At 67.5% G+C, this 19245-nt stretch carries 15 protein-coding genes; 8 read left to right on the top strand and 7 right to left on the bottom strand.

From position 1 onward, the window contains the following. The first annotated feature begins 89 nt into the window (after positions 1-89). Positions 90-3665 (top strand): indolepyruvate ferredoxin oxidoreductase family protein, encoded by a 3576-nt coding sequence (locus WS69_RS17155; protein ID WP_059471898.1) that lies wholly within the window; start codon positions 90-92, stop codon positions 3663-3665. 173 nt (positions 3666-3838) lie between these two features. On the opposite strand, the gene WS69_RS17150 is transcribed toward WS69_RS17155, so the two are convergent. Then, positions 3839-5506 (bottom strand): Na+/H+ antiporter, encoded by a 1668-nt coding sequence (locus WS69_RS17150; protein ID WP_059471897.1) that lies wholly within the window; start codon positions 5504-5506, stop codon positions 3839-3841. A gap of 293 nt (positions 5507-5799) precedes the next feature. Here WS69_RS17150 and WS69_RS17145 point away from each other — a divergent pair, with 293 nt between their 5' ends. After that, complete coding sequence (locus WS69_RS17145) at positions 5800-7092, top strand: sensor domain-containing phosphodiesterase (protein WP_059471896.1); 1293 nt, start codon at positions 5800-5802, stop codon at positions 7090-7092. A 153-nt stretch (positions 7093-7245) separates the two neighbouring features. Here the strand turns inward: WS69_RS17145 and WS69_RS35680 are convergent, their stop codons facing one another. Both WS69_RS35680 and WS69_RS35310 read right to left on the bottom strand, forming a co-directional pair. Continuing rightward, entirely contained in the window at positions 7246-7500 is a 255-nt protein-coding gene (locus tag WS69_RS35680; protein WP_442854908.1) for an AidA/PixA family protein, read from the bottom strand. Further along, positions 7481-7816, bottom strand: a complete 336-nt coding sequence (locus WS69_RS35310) for an AidA/PixA family protein (RefSeq protein ID WP_082716246.1) — start codon at positions 7814-7816, stop codon at positions 7481-7483. The genes WS69_RS35680 and WS69_RS35310 overlap by 20 nt, the downstream gene beginning before the upstream one ends. A 798-nt stretch (positions 7817-8614) precedes the next feature. Between WS69_RS35310 and WS69_RS17140 the strand changes: the two genes are divergently transcribed. The 6 genes from WS69_RS17140 (at position 8615) to WS69_RS17115 (ending at position 14233) form a co-directional block, all read left to right on the top strand. Then, a complete protein-coding gene (locus tag WS69_RS17140; protein WP_059471997.1) occupies positions 8615-8995 on the top strand; it encodes a hypothetical protein in 381 nt (126 codons plus the stop codon). After that, the gene (locus tag WS69_RS17135) at positions 8992-9402 is read left to right on the top strand and encodes a hypothetical protein (protein ID WP_059471895.1); all 411 of its coding nucleotides are present in this window, start codon (positions 8992-8994) and stop codon (positions 9400-9402) included. The genes WS69_RS17140 and WS69_RS17135 overlap by 4 nt, the downstream gene beginning before the upstream one ends. A 252-nt stretch (positions 9403-9654) precedes the next feature. Beyond that, the gene (locus WS69_RS17130; protein ID WP_059471894.1) at positions 9655-11094 is read left to right on the top strand and encodes an alkaline phosphatase; all 1440 of its coding nucleotides are present in this window, start codon (positions 9655-9657) and stop codon (positions 11092-11094) included. Positions 11095-11125: 31 nt separating this feature from the next. Next, positions 11126-12529, top strand: a complete 1404-nt coding sequence (locus tag WS69_RS17125) for an alkaline phosphatase (protein WP_059471893.1) — start codon at positions 11126-11128, stop codon at positions 12527-12529. Between the two features lie 14 nt (positions 12530-12543). Next, positions 12544-13353 carry a hypothetical protein gene (locus WS69_RS17120; RefSeq protein ID WP_059471892.1) on the top strand — a complete coding sequence of 270 codons (810 nt, stop codon included), beginning with the start codon at positions 12544-12546 and terminating at the stop codon, positions 13351-13353. A 166-nt stretch (positions 13354-13519) separates the two neighbouring features. Further along, positions 13520-14233: a copper homeostasis protein CutC gene (locus tag WS69_RS17115; protein WP_059471996.1), complete on the top strand. Its 714-nt coding sequence runs from the start codon at positions 13520-13522 to the stop codon at positions 14231-14233. Between the two features lie 336 nt (positions 14234-14569). Here the strand turns inward: WS69_RS17115 and bioB are convergent, their stop codons facing one another. From bioB to bioA, 4 genes are all read right to left on the bottom strand, one after another. Beyond that, a complete protein-coding gene (bioB, locus tag WS69_RS17110; protein WP_059471995.1) occupies positions 14570-15580 on the bottom strand; it encodes a biotin synthase BioB in 1011 nt (336 codons plus the stop codon). A 69-nt stretch (positions 15581-15649) separates the two neighbouring features. After that, complete coding sequence (gene bioD, locus WS69_RS17105; protein ID WP_059471891.1) at positions 15650-16372, bottom strand: dethiobiotin synthase; 723 nt, start codon at positions 16370-16372, stop codon at positions 15650-15652. Next, complete coding sequence (gene bioF / locus WS69_RS17100) at positions 16369-17553, bottom strand: 8-amino-7-oxononanoate synthase (RefSeq protein WP_059471994.1); 1185 nt, start codon at positions 17551-17553, stop codon at positions 16369-16371. Before bioF ends, bioD begins: the two co-directional genes overlap by 4 nt. Then, complete coding sequence (gene bioA / locus WS69_RS17095) at positions 17550-18896, bottom strand: adenosylmethionine--8-amino-7-oxononanoate transaminase (protein WP_059471890.1); 1347 nt, start codon at positions 18894-18896, stop codon at positions 17550-17552. Before bioA ends, bioF begins: the two co-directional genes overlap by 4 nt. Positions 18897-19245: the final 349 nt, after the last annotated feature.

The raw sequence follows: 19245 nt of genomic DNA, 5'->3' as shown, positions 1-19245 counted from the left end.
TGTATTGGGTTGCGCATCGAAATGGAGAGCCACGCCTTTCCGGCGCGAGGCGATGCCGCAATCGCGAACAGCACATCGAGGAGACGACAATGAACGCTCGCCTGCCGATCGACCGCCCGCCCGCGTTGGCCGACTATCGCCTGACCGACAATCTTTCCGCGACGCGCGGCCGCATCTTCCTGACGGGCACGCAGGCGCTCGTGCGCCTGTTGCTGATGCAGCGCGCGCTCGACGCCGAGCAGGGCATGAACACGGCGGGCTTCGTCAGCGGCTATCGCGGCTCGCCGCTCGGAATGGTCGACCAGCAACTATGGAAGGCGAAGAAGCAGCTCGACGCGTGCGGCGTGCGCTTCCTGCCCGCGATCAACGAGGAACTCGGCGGCACGGCGGTGCTCGGCACGCAGCGCGTCGAGGCCGATCCGGAGCGCACCGTCGACGGCGTGTTCGCGATGTGGTACGGCAAGGGTCCGGGCGTCGACCGCGCGGGCGACGCGCTCAAGCACGGCAACGCGTACGGCTCGTCGCCGCACGGCGGCGTGCTCGTGGTGGCGGGCGACGATCACGGCTGCGTGTCGTCGTCGATGCCGCATCAGAGCGACTTCGCGATGATCGCGTGGCACATGCCGATCGTGAATCCGTCGAACATCGCCGACATGCTCGAGTTCGGCCTGTACGGCTGGGCGATGTCGCGCTACTCGGGCGCGTGGGTCGGCTTCAAGGCGATCTCGGAGACGGTCGAGTCCGGCTCGACCGTCGATCTCGACGCGCTGACGATGCGCTGGCCCGCGCCCGAAGGCTTTGCGCCGCCCGCGGGCGGCCTGCACAACCGCTGGCCCGATCTGCCGAGCCTCACGATCGAGGCGCGGCTCGCCGCGAAGCTCGACGCGGTGCGGCACTTCGCGCGCGCGAACAGCATCGACAAGTGGGTGGCGAAGAGCGCGCACGCGAATGTCGGCATCGTCACGTGCGGCAAGGCGCATCTGGATCTGATGGAGGCGCTGCGCCGGCTCGACCTGACGCTCGCCGATCTCGACGCGGCCGGCGTGCGGATCTACAAGGTCGGCCTGTCGTTCCCGCTCGAGACGTCGCGGATCGACACGTTCGTCGACGGCCTCGCCGAAGTGCTCGTGATCGAGGAGAAAGGCCCCGTGATCGAGCAGCAGATCAAGGACCATCTGTACAACCGCGCGCCACACGCGCGGCCTGTCGTGCTCGGCAAGCACGACGCGGCGGGCGCGCCGCTCCTGTCCGAGCTCGGCGAGCTGCGGCCGTCGCGGATCCTGCCCGTGTTCGCCGGCTGGCTCGCGCGCCACAAGCCCGCGCTCGATCGCCGCGCGCGCGTCGTCGATCTCGTCGCGCCGACGATCCTGTCGAACGAAGCCGATGCGGTGCGGCGCACGCCGTACTTCTGCTCGGGCTGCCCGCACAACACGTCGACGAAGGTGCCGGAGGGTTCGATCGCGCAGGCGGGGATCGGCTGCCACTTCATGGCGTCGTGGATGGAGCGCGACACGACAGGGCTGATCCAGATGGGCGGCGAGGGCGTCGACTGGGCCGCGCACGCGATGTTCACGAACACGCGCCACGTGTTCCAGAATCTCGGCGACGGCACGTATTTTCATTCAGGGATCCTAGCGATCCGGCAGGCGGTCGCCGCGCGCGCGAACATCACCTACAAGATCCTCTACAACGACGCGGTCGCAATGACGGGCGGCCAGCCCGTCGACGGCAGCATCTCGGTGCCGCAGATCGCACGGCAAGTCGAAGCGGAAGGCGTGTCGCGCTTCGTCGTCGTGTCCGACGAGCCGGAGAAGTACGACGGCCATCACGATCTGTTCCCGCAAGGCACGACATTCCACCATCGCCGCGAGCTCGACGCGGTGCAGCGCGAGCTGCGCGACACGCCGGGCGTGACCGTGCTGATCTACGACCAGACCTGCGCGGCCGAGAAGCGCCGCCGCCGCAAGAAGGGCGCGTTCCCCGATCCGGACAAGCGGCTCTTCATCAACGAAGCCGTCTGCGAAGGCTGCGGCGATTGCGGCGTGCAGTCGAACTGCCTGTCGGTCGAGTCCGTCGAGACCGTGCTCGGCCGCAAGCGGCGCATCGATCAGTCGTCGTGCAACAAGGATTTCTCGTGCGTGAACGGCTTCTGCCCGAGCTTCGTGACGGTCGAGGGCGCGAAGCTGAAGAAGGCGGCGGGCGTCGCGTTCGACGAGGCCGCGCTCGCCGCGCGCGTCGATGCGCTGCCGCGCCCCGCGACGCATCTCGACGCCGCGCCGTACGACATGCTCGTGACGGGCGTCGGCGGCACGGGCGTCGTGACGGTCGGCGCACTCGTCAGCATGGCCGCGCATCTCGAAGGCAAGAGCGCGTCGGTGCTCGACTTCATGGGCTTCGCGCAGAAGGGCGGCGCGGTGCTGTCGTTCGTGCGGATTGCGTCGTCGGACGCGTGGCTCAATCAAGTCCGGATCGACACGCAGCAGGCCGACGTGCTGCTCGCGTGCGACATGGTCGTCGGCGCGAGCGCCGACGCATTGCAGACGGTGCGCCGCGAGCGCACGCGGATCGTCGTCAACCTGCATGCGATCCCGAACGCGGCGTTCGTTCGCGATCCGGATGCGAACCTGCACGCGGATGCGCTCGTCGCGAAGATGCGGCACGCGGCGGGCGACGGCTTCCTGTCGAGCTGCGACGCGCAGGCGCTCGCGACGAAGTTCTTGGGCGACACGATCGGCGCGAACATCCTGATGCTCGGCTTCGCGTGGCAGCAGGGGCGCGTGCCGGTGTCGCTCAATGCGCTGATGCGCGCGATCGAGATGAACGACGTCGCGGTGCCGATGAACAAGCTCGCGTTCTCGATCGGCCGGATGGCGGCGGGCGATGCGGCTGGCCTCGACGCGCTGTGGGACGCGCGCCATCCGGTGCACGAACCGCTGCCGCCGCAGACGCTCGACGCGCTCGTCGCCGATCGCGAGGCGCGCTTGGCCGACTATGGCGGCGCGCGTTACGTCGAGCGCTATCGCGCGCTCGTCGGCGCAGCGCGCGCGGCAGGCGACGAGCGTATCGCGCGCGCGGTCGCGACGACGTTCCATCGGCTGCTCGCGGTGAAGGACGAGTACGAGGTCGCGCGGCTCTATGCGGACGGCGCGTTCCGCACGGCGCTCGAAGCGCAGTTCGAAGGTGCCGCGGGCAAGGACTTTCGCGTCAGGTTCAATCTTGCGCCGCCCGCGACCGCGAAGGCTGGCCGGGGCGGCGCCGCGCCGAGAAAGCAGGTGTTCGGCCAATGGCTGTGGCCGGTGCTCGGCTTGCTCGCGCGCGTGCGCAGCCTGCGCGGCACGTGGCTCGATCCGTTCGGCGGCACGGTCGAGCGCAAGATGGAGCGCGCGCTCGCCGACGACTACGAGGCGACGATGCGCCGCGCACTCGCGGCGCTCTCGCCGCAGACGGCCGATACGGTCGCGCGACTCGCCGAGCTGCACGCGAAGGCGCGCGGCTACGGGCACGTGAAGCTCGCGAACGTCGCGAGCGTGAAGCGCGCCGAGCGCGAACTGGCCGCGCGTCTTTCGATCGACGCGGCGACGGGCGCGGCCGTGCAGCGCGCGCTCGACGAGATGAAGGGCGCGGGCGCGCTGCGCGGGATTCCGGTCGTCGTCGCGAAGTCTTGAGCGCGGCGTGAGCGCCGTTTGAGCAGCGGCGGGCGGCTGCGCGGGGCATCGCGCGGCAGCCCGCCGTTTTTGCGCTGCTTCGGCTTCTTCGTTTTGCCCTTCGTCCGTCCGTTGTTTCGCCGCTCCGCCGTCCGCTCATCGAGCGACGATGACGCGCGTCGGCGCGCGCTGCGTCAGACGATCCCCTTCTTGCGCGTCGACAGCGCCGTTTCCGCCAGATCGACCTCGCGCATCAGCTTGGCGAGCGTCTCATCGTTGATCTTCTGCTCGCCGCGCAGCCGATAGAGCACCGTCCGCTCCGCGCGAATCGCCGCGATCTTCAGGTGCAATTCCATCTTCTCGGTCTGCCGCGCTTCCTCGCGCGGCGTCGCGCCGTCGTCGGCCAGGCCCGCGAGCCGGCGGCGGTACAGGTCCATCACGCGCGCCGTCACGTCCGCGCAGCGCGCGGCAGCCGTCTCGTCGAGATCGACGGCGAGCGTGTCGTGCGCCGCGTCGACCGCGCGAATCGCCGCCTGCGCGGCCGCCGCGCGCGCGGCGCGCTCTTCCTCCGCGTGCGGGTTGCGCATCGGGCGCACGCCGCGCAGCAGGAACGGCAAACCGATCACCGCGGCGACGAGCGAGCCGAGGATCACGCCCGACGCGACGAAGATCGCGATGTCGCGGCCCGCGAGCGGGGCGCCGTCGGCGAGCGCGACCGGAATCGACAGCACGCCGGCGAGCGTGATCGCGCCGCGCACGCCGCCCACCGTCATCACCGCGATCGTGCGCACGCCCGCCATCGTGCCGGCGAGGCCCTGCTTCGCCGCGCGACGGCTCGCGATCCAGCGCAGCAGCCACACCCACGCGAAGCGGATCGCGTAGAGCGCGGCGAGCATCGCGGCGACGTAGCCGATCAGCGCGCCGACGAGCGCATCGCTCGTATGGTGCGCGTCGACGAGCGCGCGGCCGATGATGTGCGGAAGCTGCAGCCCGAGCATGATGAACACCATGCCGTTGAACACGAACTCGATCATTGCCCACGTGCTCTCGGCGCGCACGCGCGCGGCGACCGTGCTGCTCTTCGAGAAGCTCGTGTAGTTCATCATCATCCCCGACGCGACGGCCGACAGGATTCCTGACAATGCGAGGTGCTCGGCGATCAGATACGACGCGAACGGCACGAGCAGCGTCATCACGATGCCGGGTGCCGGATCGCCTTCCTGCGCGGCGTTCAGGAAGCGCGTCGACAGCGCGCTGAACAGCCACGCGAGGGCCGCGCCCGTCGCGAGGCCGCCCGACGCGACGATCACGAAGCTGATCGACGCGTCGCGCAGCGAGAACATCCCGGTCAGCGCGGCCGCGATCGCGAACTTGAGCGCGACGAGGCCCGATGCGTCGTTCATCAGCGCTTCGCCTTCGAGAATATGCATCAGTTGCGGCGGGATGCGCCCCTTGCCCGCGATGCCGGACAGCGCGACCGCGTCGGTCGGCGACAGCACCGCGGCGAGCGCGAATGCGATCGGCAGCGGCAGGCCGGGAATCAACCAATGCGCGAAGTAACCGACCGCGAGTACCGTCATGAACACGAGGCCGAACGCGAGCATCAGGATCGCGCGCCGCTGCAGATACAGCTCGCGCTTCGGAATGCGCCAGCCGTCCGCGAACAGCAGCGGCGGGATGAACAGCAGCATGAAGATTTCGGGATCGAACGTGACGTGCAGGTTGAACCTCGGCCATGCCAGCACGGCGCCGATCGCGATTTGCATCAGCGGCAACGGCAGACGCAGCGGCAGCACGCGCGTCGCGACGCCCGACAGCGCGACCGCGAGCAACAAGATCAAAACAGTGAAGACGATTGCCATCGATGATTGAAACGGGGATGAAACGACGGTACGCAGTGTAGCGTGCGCACGAAATGCGCGTCGGGAAGCGAGGGTTGCGCACGGCCGCACTGTCATGGTGCGCACAATCCCCGTTCGAACGCATACGCAACGTATCGGGGGCCGACGCATCGGCGCCTGGGTTCGGACGACTGAGCACGGAGCTTGCTTGGAGCAATGCGACAACTACGATTGAACAACCGAGGATCACCGATGAAAACCCGCGAGCCGCATGTTTCGCCTGCAGACGTTTTCGTCATGAGGAGGGCCGCCGCATGACCACCACCGTCCAGCAGGAGCGTCCCGTCGCCGCGTCGCCGTATCGCTTCGAATCGGAGATGACGTCGGGTCTCGAGCGCGTCGCCGCGCACCACCACGATCTCACGCTGACGAGCGTGTTCCAGCCGATCTTCAGCCTGTCGCACATGCGCGCGGTCGGCTACGAGGCGCTGTTGCGCGCGCACGATGCGCTCGACCGGCCGGTGTCGCCGCTCGACGTGTTCGGCGAAGCCGCGCGCCACGGCGAAGCGACGCAGGTCGACCGCCTCGCGCAGGCGCTGCATCTCGAGAACTTCGCGCGCTTCGGCGCGGAGCGCGAGTGGCTGTTCCTCAATGTGCACCCCGGCGCGCTCACCGATCCGTTCCAGGCCGCCGCGCTGTTCGCGAACCTGAAACGGCTCGACATCCCGCCGCGGCGCGTCGTGCTCGAAGTGCTCGAGCAGTGCGCCGACGATCTCGAGCGGCTCGCCGACGCGTTGCGCGAGTTTCGCGAGCACGGCTTCCTGATCGCGCTCGACGATTTCGGCGCGGGTCATTCGAACATCGAACGAATCTGGCAGTTGAGTCCCGACATCGTGAAGCTCGACCGGATCATGCTGTCGCACGCGCAACATCGCACGGGGCTCACCGCGATCCTGCACGGGCTCGTCACGCTGTTGCACGAGGCGGGCAAGCTCGTGCTGATCGAAGGAATCGAGACCGAGCACGAGGCGCAAATCGCGCTGTCGTGCGAGGCGGATTTCGTGCAGGGCTATTTTTTCGCGCGTCCGGGGCCGGGGCTGCCCGACGGCGCGGCGGTGTCCGCCTGCATCGGCGAGCTGACCGAACGCTATCGCAAGCAGACCGAAGCGACCGAGCGGCGCGACGCGCAGCGGCTCGCGCCGTATCAGCGTGCGTTCGAGCGCGCGGCCGAGCGCCTCGCGGCGAGCGAGCCGCTCGACGAGGTCTGCTGGAACTTTCTCGCGCTCGATCACGCCGCGCGCTGCTTCCTGCTCGACGAACGCGGGCGGCAGGCGGGCCGCAATGTCGTGCTGCGCGCGGATCGCGCCGCGCACGAGACGCGCTTTCTGCCGCTCGCCGACGCGCAGGGCGCGAACTGGCTGAGGCGCCCGTATTTTCGGACGGCGATCGCCGAGCCGGGGCGCGTGCACGTGACGCGGCCGTATCTGTCGATCAACGAGGCGCTGCCGTGCGTGACGCTGTCGATCGCGGTCCGTGTGAACGACACGCTGTGCGTGCTCTGCGGCGATATCGACTGGATCGACGACGAGGAGCCGCTCGGCACCTGACGGCCGGCACGTCGGCGAGCCGGGCCATGCCGGCCGCCGCGCGCCGTGTGTAACGGGAGGGCGGGAATATCCGGCCGCGCGTAATGCGATTTAGATCAATGAGGGGAACCTGTTTAGCGCTTGGCTTGCCCCTCATCTCGTTATCAGAATCGACTAGGGGCGAACGCAGTGAATAATCGGATCCCAATAGTAATATCCGAATTTATCAAGTTGACCAGTCCTTCGACTAACCTCCCCAAGGAATACCGTTACGCCGTAGTACTCCTTTCCATACCCAACAACAAGAGAATTAAAGTGACAGTCCGTAACTTCTTTGGTGACATACGGCTCCTTTTTTACCGGATCATAGTCCACATAAGCTCCCGGATTGTCAAGCGGACTGAATCCATTAACAACAGGGGGGGCCATTAAAATGAATCAACTCTGCTATGCCAACACCATGATTGATATTGCCATTATAGGTAAGCGCCCGCCAATTAATCTGATCGTTGGTGAGTGCAGCAATCTCAAGATCGGGGGTAGCATTAGATTTAATATTATAAAGATACTCGTCCGGCGCAACCATATAAGCATATTTCTGAACACTGTCCCCGTGAGGAAGGCCAATCGGATTCCGCACAGTATTTTGCGTAGGCGGGAAATCGTGAAAAATTAAAGAAATGTCAAAAAGCATTACGATATCAATCGTGGCCGGCCCTCCAGCCAAAAAATCTCGACGCGGCATGGCTAACTCCTTAAATTTACGAATTACATTCAATCGATTTATCACACACCCCGATCACATCAAGGCACTTAAAGCATATATATCCATCTCATGAAAAAAAAGCCACCCATTTTGGTAGCAGTTCGCACACCACAGAAATATCAAATATAATAATTTACAAAATATGATTCCAATAAATTTGAGATAGATGCGGAAGCCTGATGATCTAAACTAATCGAATAATTTGGAGGCTCAACACTTGTCATGTTGTTGGTTTTCTTGCATCGAAGTTTGTGCAGATTGAACTGGTTGGCCTGCAACAACAGTGGCAAGTCTCGGCATCCACGTTACGGACGGCCTCAAGATATTCCAGCCGAGCCCCTATTAGCGATCACCAGCCGCCCACCAGGCCCGGTGACAACACCCCCCGGATCATGGGCGACTGGGGGCGGGAATCATGCCGGGCCTGGCTGGCCAAATCCCCAATTATCGGGGCATGAAGATAGTAACGGGGCGGCCGCCGGCGCGTGCTTCGCAGGCGCCAGGGGGCGCTGTCGCGGGCGTGGCTGCCGATTCGCGCCATCGTGCGGATCGCGCGGCGGCCGCCGCTTCTCGAAGCGCGACGAACAGTATCCCGTGTCTCGTGCGTCGGGCTTTCCGACATCGACGACGGCGGCGCTTCGTTCGCACGAAGCGGCGCGCTCCGGAGCCGCGAGCACGCGGCGTTGCTTTTTCAGAATGCGAGGCCGAGAATGCGCTGAGGATTGCGCCGGGCCGATGTCGCGCGATCCCGCCATCGGCACTACGCGGATAAAGATCATGAAAAGACCGCTTTCGCTGACAGTCCTGGGGTGGTTCGCCATCGTCTCGAACGTGATCGGGTTGATCTCGCTGCCGTTTTCGCTTCGCGATCCCGCCTCGCTCGCGGTGCTGCGCCACTCGCCGCTGCCGCTCGAGGCGACCGTCGCGCTCGCCGTCGTCAGCGAGACGCTGCATCTCGTCGCCGGGGTCGCGATCCTGAAGGGACGGATCTGGGGACGCAATCTCTATGCGCTCGTCGCGCTCGTCGGATTCGCGATCTCCGCGTTCACGACGCCGTTCAAGGGCATGCTGATCGTCGTCGCCGCGCTGATCGCGCTGTTTCTGCTCATTCTGTATCGCCCGGCCGCGACGGCCTACTTCAGGCAGGCAGCGTCATGAACGTGCTGCGCGACGTGCTCGCCGTGCTGCTGCACGTGCTCGGCAGCTTCTTCGCAATCACCGCGACGATGCTCATCGTCTGGCTGCAACCCGCGATGCCGCGGCGGCTCGTCTGGATTGCGGCGCTGCTCGTCGGCGCGGGCGCGCTGTATGCGGCCGGTGCGGCGATCGGCGCGTTCAGGCCGCGACTGCGGCCCGTCGGCATCGCGCTCGTCGTGTCGTCCGGGCTCGTGCTCCTCGACGTGCTCGCGATGGTTGGGCTGCGGCTGTCGCCGGATCTGCTCGCGATGGCGACCGCGCAGCATCCGGGGCTTGCGTTCTCGCTTCAGGATTTCGTGTGGGCGGCGCTGCTCGCGCTTGCGATCGGCGTCGCGGGCTGGCGGTTTGCTACGCGCAGCGGCGACTGACGCACGCTTGCCGGAACCTCGGCGGATTGTCTGCCGCACGACGGCGAAGCACGGCCGAGTCGGTGTGCCTGGCCGCGCCGTCCGCCGCTCAGCCCGTGACGCCGTCGATCCTTCGCGCGAAGCCTTCTGCGCTGCACAAAACCATTCAATTTCCAATCTCAGTTCTTTCAATTTCATTCATGTCGGCGTCATATCTCCCCCGTATCGTCCTTTCGTTTTTGAAAGAAACCACACCAACGGGAAGCCGAAAACATGAAGCGAGTGAGACTGGCGGCGCTCCTTTGCGCGAGCGTCTTCGGGGCGGCGGGCTGCGGCAGCGACGAGCCGAAGAGCCCAGCCGCATCGGACGACGGCGCGCAAACGACCGCCGCGCGCAATGTGATCTTCTTTCTGGGCGACGGGATGGGGATGACGACGCTGACGGCCGCGCGGATCTATGCGGTCGGCGAGGACGGCGCGCTCACGCTCGACACGCTGCCCGAGACCGCGTTCGTGAAGACCTATTCGAACGATGCGCAGGTGACGGACAGCGCGCCGTCGATGTCCGCGTACATGACGGGCGTGAAGACGAACAACGAAGTGATCTCGATGACGCCCGACACGAAGGCGATCGAGCCGACCGCGAGCCTCACCGGCAATTGCGGCGCGAACAACGGCAAATCGGTGCCGACGCTTCTCGAGATCGCGAAGGCGAAGGGACTCGCGACGGGCGTCGTGACGACGACCCGCGTCACGCACGCGACGCCCGCCGCGACCTACGCGCACGTGTGCCATCGCGACGCCGAGAACGACATCGCCGCGCAACTCGTGCCGGGCGGCGCGGGCTACAACGCGGCGCTCGGCGACGGCGTCGACGTCGTGCTGGGAGGCGGCACGCAGTTCTTCGTGCCGAAGGACGCGGGCGGCAAGCGCGCGGACGGCCGCAATCTCGTGAACGAGCTGAAGGCGAAGGGCTACGCGATCGCGCAGAACCGCGACGCGCTCCTCGCTGCCGATGCGACGAAGAGCGGCAAGCTCGCGGGCCTTTTCGCATCGAGCCACATGAGCTATGACCTCGACCGCGGCGCGACGAAGGAGCCGAGCCTCGCCGACATGGCGGCGCGCGCGCTCGACCTGCTGCAGAAGAACCCGAACGGCTACTTCCTGATGGTCGAAGGCGGGCGGATCGATCACGCGCTGCACGACACGAACGCGAAGCGCGCGCTGCAGGATACGGTCGCGTTCGACGGCGCGATCAAGGCGACGCTCGACAAGGTCCGCCAGACCGATCCGGATCTGAAGAACACGTTGATCGTCGTGACGGCCGACCATGACCACACGCTCGTGCTGAACGGCTACGCGGCGCGCACGGGCAAGACGGAAGCGGGCAAGCCGGGCGTGCTCGGCGTGCTGCGCAACTATCAGACGGGCGCGATCGCGAAGGACGCGGACGGCGCGCCGTACACGATCATCGGCTTCGGCAACGGCGAGAACCGCGTGCAGGGCAGTCGCGCGGGCACGAGCCTCACCGACGCGGTGACGGGCGCCGACGACTACCGGCAGGAAGCGGTCGTTAGGATGGCGAAGGGCGGCGAGACGCACGGCGGCACCGATGTGTTCCTCGGCGCGATCGGGCGCGGCGCCGACGGCTTCCACGGCGTGATCGAGAACAATAAGGTGTTCGAGCTCGTGCGCAGCGCGGCGCAGCTCTGAGCGCGGCTTTGACGGAACAGGGGAAAACAGGATGTCGACTATGAAGCGCATCGCGGCGGCGGCGTTCGCCGCGGCGGCCCTCGCGGGCGGTTTCGGCAACGCGGCGCATGCCGAGGGCCAGGCGAAGAACGTGATCTTCTTCCTCGGCGACGGGATGGGCCCGACGACCGTGACGGCGAGCCGCATCTACAAGGTCGGCGAGGCCGGTCAACTGACGATGGAGAAGCTGCCGCGCACCGCGCGCATCAAGACTTTCTCGAATGACGCGCAGACGACCGACAGCGCGCCGTCGATGGCCGCGTACATGACCGGCGTGAAGATGAACAACGAAGTGCTGTCGATGTCGTCCGACACGCGCGCGATCGCGCCGGGCAGCGACGCGAACGGCAACAAGACGGTGAACAACTGCGGCGCGAACAACGGCAAGGCCGCGCCGACGCTGCTCGAGCTCGCGAAGGCGCGCGGCAAGGCGGTCGGCGCGGTCACGACGACCGAGCTCACGCACGCGACGCCCGCCGCGACCTACTCGCACATCTGCCATCGCGATGCGCAGTACGACATCGCCGCGCAGGCGGTGCCGGGCGGCGCGGGCTACAACGCGGCGCTCGGCGACGGCGTCGACGTGCTGATGGGCGGCGGCCGAAATCACTGGACGCCGTTCGATCCGGTCGCGAACAAGCGCGGTCGCCCGGACGGGCGCAATCTGCTCGCCGAGCTGCAGGCGAAGGGCTACGTGGTTGCCGCGACGAAGGACCAGCTCGCGCAGGCGGGCGGCGGCAAGCTGATCGGACTCTTCAGTACGACGAGCCATCTCGAGTACGAGCTCGATCGTGTCGCGGGCAAGGGAGAAGGCCCGGCGCAGCCGAGCCTCGCGGAGATGACCGCGAAGGCGATCGACGTGCTGTCGAAGAATCCGAACGGCTATTTCCTGATGGTCGAAGGCGGCCGGATCGATCACGCGCTGCACGGCACGAACGCGAAGCGCGCGCTCGAAGACACGGTCGCGTTCGACGAGGCGATCCGCACCGCGCTCGCGAAGGTCGATCTGTCGAACACGCTGATCGTCGTAACGGCCGACCACGACCACACGATGACGATCAACGGCTATTCGAAGCGCGGCAATCCGATTCTCGACATCAGCCGCAGCTATCGCGACGGCCAGCCCAGCAAGGACGCGGACGGCAACACGTATACGACGCTCGTGTTCGGCAACGGCGCGAACCGGCCGAACCTGCGCGCGTCGGTGGATTCGGCGACCGCGACGGGCGAGGCGTACCTGCAGGAAGTCGGCGTGCGGATGGGCAGCCCCGGCTCCGAGACGCACGGCGGCGGCGACGTGATGCTGTTCGCGGACGGCGCCGATGCGAAGGCGTTCAAGGGCACGCTCGACAACACGAAGGTGTTCGGCCTCGTGAAGTCGGCGTTCGGGTTCTGAGCAAACGGGAGGCGATGCGGATGTTCGCGATGAAACGAACCGTCGCGCGGCGCGTGTGTGTTGTACTTGGTGCGGCGGTTACGCTCGCCACTGCGTCAGCGGTTGCCGCGTCTTCCGCACCCGATCTCGACGCGGTACTGCTGCACGAAAGTACATCGGTGAGCGCGGACGGCGTGACGCGCACCGTCGTCTATCGCGAGCGGATGGTGCGCCGCGACGGGCACGTGTGGATCGAGCGCGTGCTGCCTGCGGGTGTGAAGCATGCCGAAGCAAACGACGCGCACGCGCATGGCGATCACGCGCACGACGATGCGCGTGCGCAAGCACCGCGCGGCGGCGTGCGTCCCGCCGCGGCGACGACGGACGCGCACGCGGGCCACAAGCACTTCAACTTCGATGCGGCGACGCGGCACGTGACGTACGACGGCGGCCGGGTCCGCATCGAATACGTGGATGCGGCGCAGCGCACGATCGTCGCGGTGCCGTCCACCGAGTACGAGACGACGGGCTTCGACGGCTCGTGGGACAACGCGTACTACATCACGCCGCCGTCGCAATTGAAGCGCTTCGCCGCGAAGTCGAAGCCGGGGCCGACGCCCGGCACGCGCTGGTACGAGCAGACGGTCGGCGCGCCGCGCGCGCAGGGCATGAACCGCATTCTGTGGAGCGACACGCTGCAGGCGCCGCTCGCGATCGAGTATCGCAGCGCGGACGGCCACGCGGCGCGCAAGCTGACGCTCACGCCGGCGCCGCGCGCGAAGGTGCTGCCGTGGCAGCAGTTGCAGTCGTATGCGCGCAAGGAATACGCGGACTATCTCGACTGACGTGCGAAGCGCGATACGTTCGCGTGCGATGCTGCGCAAGGCAAGGCAAGGCAAGGCGCGCGTAGGTACGTTTCGTCGTGCCGCGCTGCGCCGCGCACGCGCACGCGCACGCGGGTTTTTCGTCGGTTACGATGCTGGCTGGTTCAATTCGACCCGGGCCGCTTCGATGCCAGCTTCCTCGATCCTTCTCGAAGTCATCGCGACGACGATCGGCGATGCGAAAGCCGCCGCCCGCGCGGGCGCCGATCGTCTCGAACTCGTCACCGCGATCAGCGAAGGCGGATTGACGCCGAGCATCGGCGTGATCGAGGCCGTCGCGGCCGCGGCGCCGATTCCCGTCAACGTGATCGTGCGGCCGCACAGCCGCTCGTTCCATTACGACGCGAGCGAGCTCGCGGCGATCGCGCGCGACGTGCGCGCGGCCGTCGCGGCGGGCGCGAACGGCGTCGTGTTCGGGATGCTCGATGCACACGGCGACGTCGATCTCGATGCGTTGCAGCGCATCGCCGATGCGGCCGACGGGCGCGACCTCACGTTTCATCGTGCCTTCGACGTTGCACGCGATCTGAATGCCGCGCTCGACACGCTGCTGCGCGTGCCGTCTGTCACGTCGGTTCTGACGTCGGGCGGGCATCCGTCGGTGCTCGACGCACGCGAAGTCGTCGCGCGGATGGTGCGCCGCGCCGAAGGCTCGACGTGCACGGTGCTCGCGGGGGCGGGGCTTACTGTCGATGCGGTCGGCGGCTTCGTGCGCGCGACAGGTGTGCGGGCCGTGCACTTGGGCTCGGGCGTGCGCGAGCGCGGCGAGGTGCTCGCGCCGATCGACGAGCGGCTCGTCGCGAAGGCGCGTGCGACGCTCGATGCGGCGGGGCGGGAGTAGGGCCCCGATCGAACGCGGGCACGTGTGCGTGCGAGGATTCGTCGATGCGTGACAAAAAGGACCGGGATCTCATGATCATGAAAAACACCTCAAAGATTGGATCGGCGTCCAACTTTCGGGGGGCAGTTCATCGTCCCGGCATTTTTGTATCGATCATGCTGGCGTTTGGTGTTCGGCGTTCAACTTCCGCACCGAGCACCGAGCACCGAGCGATAAGCGCCGAGCCTGCGTTGACCGGCAGCCGCATTTCCGCGCGCACCGCCGACATCGGCCCTCGTACTCAAGCCCTCAAGCCCTCAAGCCCTCAAGCCCTCAAGCCATCAAGCCATCAAGCCATCAAGCCCTCAACTGCGTCGCCTCGCTCGCCGACATCCCGAGCCGCGCGAGCAGCTTGCGGTCCGCTTCCGCGCGCGGATTGCCGGTCGTCAACAGCACGTCGCCGTAGAACATCGAGTTCGCGCCCGCGAGGAAGCACAGCGCCTGCATCGAATCGTCGAGCTGCTCGCGGCCCGCCGACAGCCGCACCATCGCCTTCGGCATCGTGATCCGCGCGACCGCGATCGTGCGCACGAACTCGAGCGGGTCGAGCGGCTCCGCGTTCTCGAGCGGCGTGCCTTCGATCGCGACGAGATTGTTGATCGGCACAGATTCCGGATACGGGCTCATGTTCGCGAGCTGCGTGAGCAGGCCCGCGCGCTCGCGGCGCGATTCGCCCATTCCGATGATCCCGCCGCAGCACACGTTGATGCCCGCGTCGCGCACGCGCTCGAGCGTGTCGAGGCGATCCTGGTAGGTGCGCGTCGAGATGACCTGGCCGTAGAACTCCGGCGACGTGTCGAGATTGTGGTTGTAATAGTCGAGGCCCGCTTCGGCGAGCGCCTTCGCCTGATGCGCCTCGAGCATGCCGAGCGTCACGCAGGTCTCGAGGCCCATCTCCTTCACGCCGCGGATCATGTCCTTGATCGGCTCGATGTGCCGATCCTTCGGATTGCGCCACGCCGCGCCCATGCAGAAGCGCGTCGCGCCGTTGTCCTTCGCGGCGCGCGCGGCGGCGAGCACCGCATCCACTTCCATCAGCTTCTCCGCCTTCAGGCCGGTGTCGTGATGCGCGGACTGCGAGCAGTAGCCGCAGTCCTCTTCGCAGCCGCCCGTCTTGATCGACAGCAGCGTCGACAGCTGGATCGCGTTCGCGTCGAAGTGCTCGCGATGCACCTGCTGCGCACGGAACAGCAGATCGTTGAACGGCAGCTCGTAGAGCGCGATCACGTCGGCGACGCGCCAACGCGGCGCGACGGGCGCGGCCACCGGCGTTTCGGTCGTCGCGGAAGCGGTTTGAGCTTGGGTCATGTCGGTCATCCTTCGGAACAGGGATCGATTCGAAAAATCATGGGCGATCGGCGATAAGCCGGCAAAAAATCAGCGCGGCGCGGCGGCGCGCAGCGCGTTCAGCAAGCGGTTCACGTCGAGCGCGTCCGACGCCGCCTCCGGCGACGGCGGGCGCATGTGCGCGACGTCGCCGACGAGCGGCGCGCAGTGCTCGCGTTCGAGCCATGCGCGCAGCGTGTCGACGTTCTCGTCGGCGAAGCGCATCGCCGGATCGACGCGGTTCGCGACCCACCCGGCGATCGCGAGGCCGCGCGCGGCGATCGCGTCGGCGGTCAACAGCGCGTGGCTGATGCAGCCGAGCCGCACGCCGACGACGAGCACGACGGGCAAGCCGAGCGCGATCGCGAGATCGGCGGTGTCGCGCGTGTCGGTCAGCGGCACGCGAAAGCCGCCGACGCCTTCGACGACGACGACATCCGCTGCTTCGCACGCGCGGCGATGCGCGGCGACGATCGTGTCGATGTCGAGCGTCACGCCTTCGCGCGCGGCGGCGATGTGCGGCGCGGCGGGCGCTTTCAGCAGGAACGGCGTGCGGATCGCGGCGGGCAGCGCGACGTTCGCGGCGGCGTCGAGCTGGTCCGCGTCTTCGTTGCGCCATACGCCGTCGCGCTCGTATGCGCCCGCGGCGATCGGCTTCAGCGCGGCCGCGCGCAGCCCGGCGCGCGCGAAGCCGTGCAGCAGCGCGGCTGACACGAAGGTCTTGCCGATCTCGGTATCGGTGCCCGTCACGAACAGCGAAAGCGGCGCGCTCATGCGGCGGCCTCGACCGGGGTGACGAGCGCCGCTTCGAGGCGCGCGAGATCGTCGAACGAATGCGCGGCCGACAGCGAGATCCGCAGCCGCGACGTGCCGGCCGGCACCGTCGGCGGCCGGATCGCGGGCACCCACAGGCCTTGCGCGTCGAGCGCGGCCATCGCGGCGAGCGTCGCTTCGTTGCTGCCGATCACGAGCGGCTGCACGGCCGTGTGCGAATCGACCGGCCGCCACGGCGTCGCGCGCAGGATCGCACGCGTGCGGTCGATCAGCGCGGCGAGATGCGCGCGCCGCGCGTCGCCTTCGTCGCTCGCGATCACCTCGAGGCTCGCGGACACCGCGCACGCGACGGACGGCGGCGCGGCCGTCGTGAAGATGTAGCTGCGCGCGCGCTGCACGAGCCATTCGATCACGGTCTCGTGCGCGACGACGAATGCGCCCGCAACGCCCGCCGCCTTGCCGAGCGTGCCGACGTAGACGAGGTTCGGCGAGCGCAGCCCGTATGCGGCGAGCGCGCCGCGCCCTTGCGGGCCGAGCACGCCGAAGCCGTGCGCGTCGTCGACGACGAGCCATGCGCCGTGCGCTTCGGCGAGCGCGACGAGGCGCGCGAGCGGCGCGACGTCGCCGTCCATGCTGAACACGGTGTCGGAGACGATCAGCTTCGTTTGCGCGTCGGATGCGGCGAGCCGCGCTTCGAGCGCGTGCATGTCGCCGTGCGAATAGACCGCTACGTCGGCGCGCGACAGCCGCGCGCCGTCGATCAGCGATGCGTGGTTCAGTTCGTCCGAGAAGATCGTCGCGCCGCGGCCCGTGAGCGCGGTCAGCGCGGCGAGGTTCGCCATGTAGCCGGTGCTGAAGTAGAGGGCGCGCGGCGCGTCGGAGAAGCCGCCCGAGAATGCGGCGAGTTCGTCTTCGAGCGCCGCGTGCGCGCGCGAGTGGCCGCCGAGCAGATGCGAGCCGCCGCTGCCCGAGCCGTAGCGGCGCGCGCCTTCGGCGAAGGCTTCGATCAGCCGGGGGTGGGCGGCGAGCCCGAGATAATCGTTGCTGGCGAAGCCGACGATCTCGCGGCCGTCGACCGTCATGTGCGCGCTGCACGCGGTGTCGGCGATGCGACGGCGGCGGCGCAGCCCTTGCGCGTCGAGATCGGCGAGGCCGCGTTCGAGCGTGGCGAGCAGATTCATGAGCGTGCCTCCGTGAGCGTTGCGTCGAGCGTCGCGCGCGTGCGCGAAGCGAGCCATTCGATTTCGCCGTCGTCGAGAATGTACGGCGGCATCAGATAAACCGTCGTGCCGATCGGGCGCAGCAGCGTCTCGCGCGCGAGCGCGTGCTCGAAGAAGCGGCGCGGGAACGTCTTTGCCGCGTCGCCTTCGAGCGCGACGTCGAACGCGAAGATCGTGCCGCGCTCGCGCAGGTGACGCACGTGCGGATGCGACGCGAGCGGCGCGAGCGCTGCGCGCATCAGCGCGGACTTGCGCGCGTTCTCGGCGAGCACGTCGTCGGCGTCGAACAGGTCGAGCGTCGCGACCGCCGCGCGGCACGCGAGCGGATTGCCGGTGTACGAATGCGAGTGCAGGAAGCCGCGCGCGACGTCGTCGTCGTAGAACGCATCGAAGATCGCGTCGCGCGACAGCACGAGCGACAGCGGCAGATAGCCGCCGCTGATGCCCTTCGACAGACACATGAAATCGGGCCACACGTTCGCCTGCTCGCACGCGAAGAATGTGCCGGTGCGCCCGCAGCCGACCGCGATCTCGTCGGCGATCAGATGCACGTCGTGCGCGTCGCACAGCGCGCGCAAGCCGCGCACGTACGACGGATCGTGCATCGCGAAGCCGGCCGCGCACTGCACGAGCGGCTCGACGATCAGCGCGGCGATCCTGTCGCCGCGCTCGGCGAAGAGGCGCTTCACGTCTTCGAGCGCGCGCGCGGCGACGTCCGCGGCCGTTTCGCCCGGCTGCGCGTTGCGCGCATCGGGCGACGCGACGACGTGCGCGGCGCGGATCAGCGGATCGTACGCGTCCTTGAACAGCGCGACGTCGGTCACGCCGAGCGCGCCGATCGTCTCGCCGTGATAACCGTTCGCGATGCAGACGAATTCGTGCTTGTCGCCGCGGCCGCGATTGCGCCACGCATGGAAGCTCATCTTCAGCGCGATCTCGACGGCCGACGCGCCGTCCGATGCGAAGAACGCATGGCCGAGCGTGTGCCGCGTGCGCGCGGCGAGACGCTCGGCGAGCTCGATCGCGCTCTCGTGCGTGCAGCCCGCGAGCATCGCGTGCTCGAGCGTGTCGAGCTGCGCTTTCAGCGCCGCGTTGATGTGCGGGTTCGCGTGGCCGAACAGGTTCACCCACCACGAGCTGATCGCGTCGAGATAGCGGTTGCCTGCGCGATCGACGAGCCACGCGCGTTCGCCGCGCGCGACCGGGATGAGCGGCAGCCGCTCGTGGTGCTTCATCTGCGTGCAAGGGTGCCAGACCGCGCGCAGGCTGCGCGCGACCCAGTCGTCGGTTGCGTGTGTGCTCAAGACTGCTCCGGGACCAAAACGCGTCGAGGGCGCGAGAGGCGCCGCTCGCTCATGCGGGATCGAACGGCGGCGAAGGCGCTCGATCGGATGGCGAAAACGCGTGTGCAATACGAAAACCGGGGCTGAGATTAGCGTGTTTTGCGCTTCGTTGCAGTACCCGTTACAAAACGCCGGCGCCTTTCTGGGGGCGGAGTTCGGCGCACTTCGCGACGGCTCGCGACGGTTCGGTCCAGATCGTTCGAATAGGGCGCAGAAGGCGACGGCAAAGAGTCGCTACCCGTCGGACGGAAACCATGCTGCGCGCGGCCGAAAAACGGTGAGCGACGGAAAAAAGCGCTTTCGCGCGCGG

The sequence above is a fragment of the Burkholderia sp. BDU5 genome (assembly GCF_001522845.1).
In the GTDB taxonomy this organism is placed as follows: domain Bacteria; phylum Pseudomonadota; class Gammaproteobacteria; order Burkholderiales; family Burkholderiaceae; genus Burkholderia; species Burkholderia mayonis.
This window is presented reverse-complemented; position numbering and strand designations above follow the sequence as displayed.

Excerpts from the sequence above, each read along its gene's own strand:
- WS69_RS17155 (WP_059471898.1), top strand. The coding sequence starts at position 90 with ATGAACGCTCGCCTGCCGATCGACCGCCCGCCCGCGTTGGCCGACTAT.
- WS69_RS17150 (WP_059471897.1), bottom strand. The coding sequence starts at position 5,506 with ATGGCAATCGTCTTCACTGTTTTGATCTTGTTGCTCGCGGTCGCGCTG.
- WS69_RS17145 (WP_059471896.1), top strand. The coding sequence starts at position 5,800 with ATGACCACCACCGTCCAGCAGGAGCGTCCCGTCGCCGCGTCGCCGTAT.
- WS69_RS35680 (WP_442854908.1), bottom strand. The coding sequence starts at position 7,500 with ATGGCCCCCCCTGTTGTTAATGGATTCAGTCCGCTTGACAATCCGGGA.
- WS69_RS35310 (WP_082716246.1), bottom strand. The coding sequence starts at position 7,816 with ATGCCGCGTCGAGATTTTTTGGCTGGAGGGCCGGCCACGATTGATATC.
- WS69_RS17140 (WP_059471997.1), top strand. The coding sequence starts at position 8,615 with ATGAAAAGACCGCTTTCGCTGACAGTCCTGGGGTGGTTCGCCATCGTC.
- WS69_RS17135 (WP_059471895.1), top strand. The coding sequence starts at position 8,992 with ATGAACGTGCTGCGCGACGTGCTCGCCGTGCTGCTGCACGTGCTCGGC.
- WS69_RS17130 (WP_059471894.1), top strand. The coding sequence starts at position 9,655 with ATGAAGCGAGTGAGACTGGCGGCGCTCCTTTGCGCGAGCGTCTTCGGG.
- WS69_RS17125 (WP_059471893.1), top strand. The coding sequence starts at position 11,126 with ATGTCGACTATGAAGCGCATCGCGGCGGCGGCGTTCGCCGCGGCGGCC.
- WS69_RS17120 (WP_059471892.1), top strand. The coding sequence starts at position 12,544 with ATGCGGATGTTCGCGATGAAACGAACCGTCGCGCGGCGCGTGTGTGTT.
- WS69_RS17115 (WP_059471996.1), top strand. The coding sequence starts at position 13,520 with ATGCCAGCTTCCTCGATCCTTCTCGAAGTCATCGCGACGACGATCGGC.
- bioB (WP_059471995.1), bottom strand. The coding sequence starts at position 15,580 with ATGACCCAAGCTCAAACCGCTTCCGCGACGACCGAAACGCCGGTGGCC.
- bioD (WP_059471891.1), bottom strand. The coding sequence starts at position 16,372 with ATGAGCGCGCCGCTTTCGCTGTTCGTGACGGGCACCGATACCGAGATC.
- bioF (WP_059471994.1), bottom strand. The coding sequence starts at position 17,553 with ATGAATCTGCTCGCCACGCTCGAACGCGGCCTCGCCGATCTCGACGCG.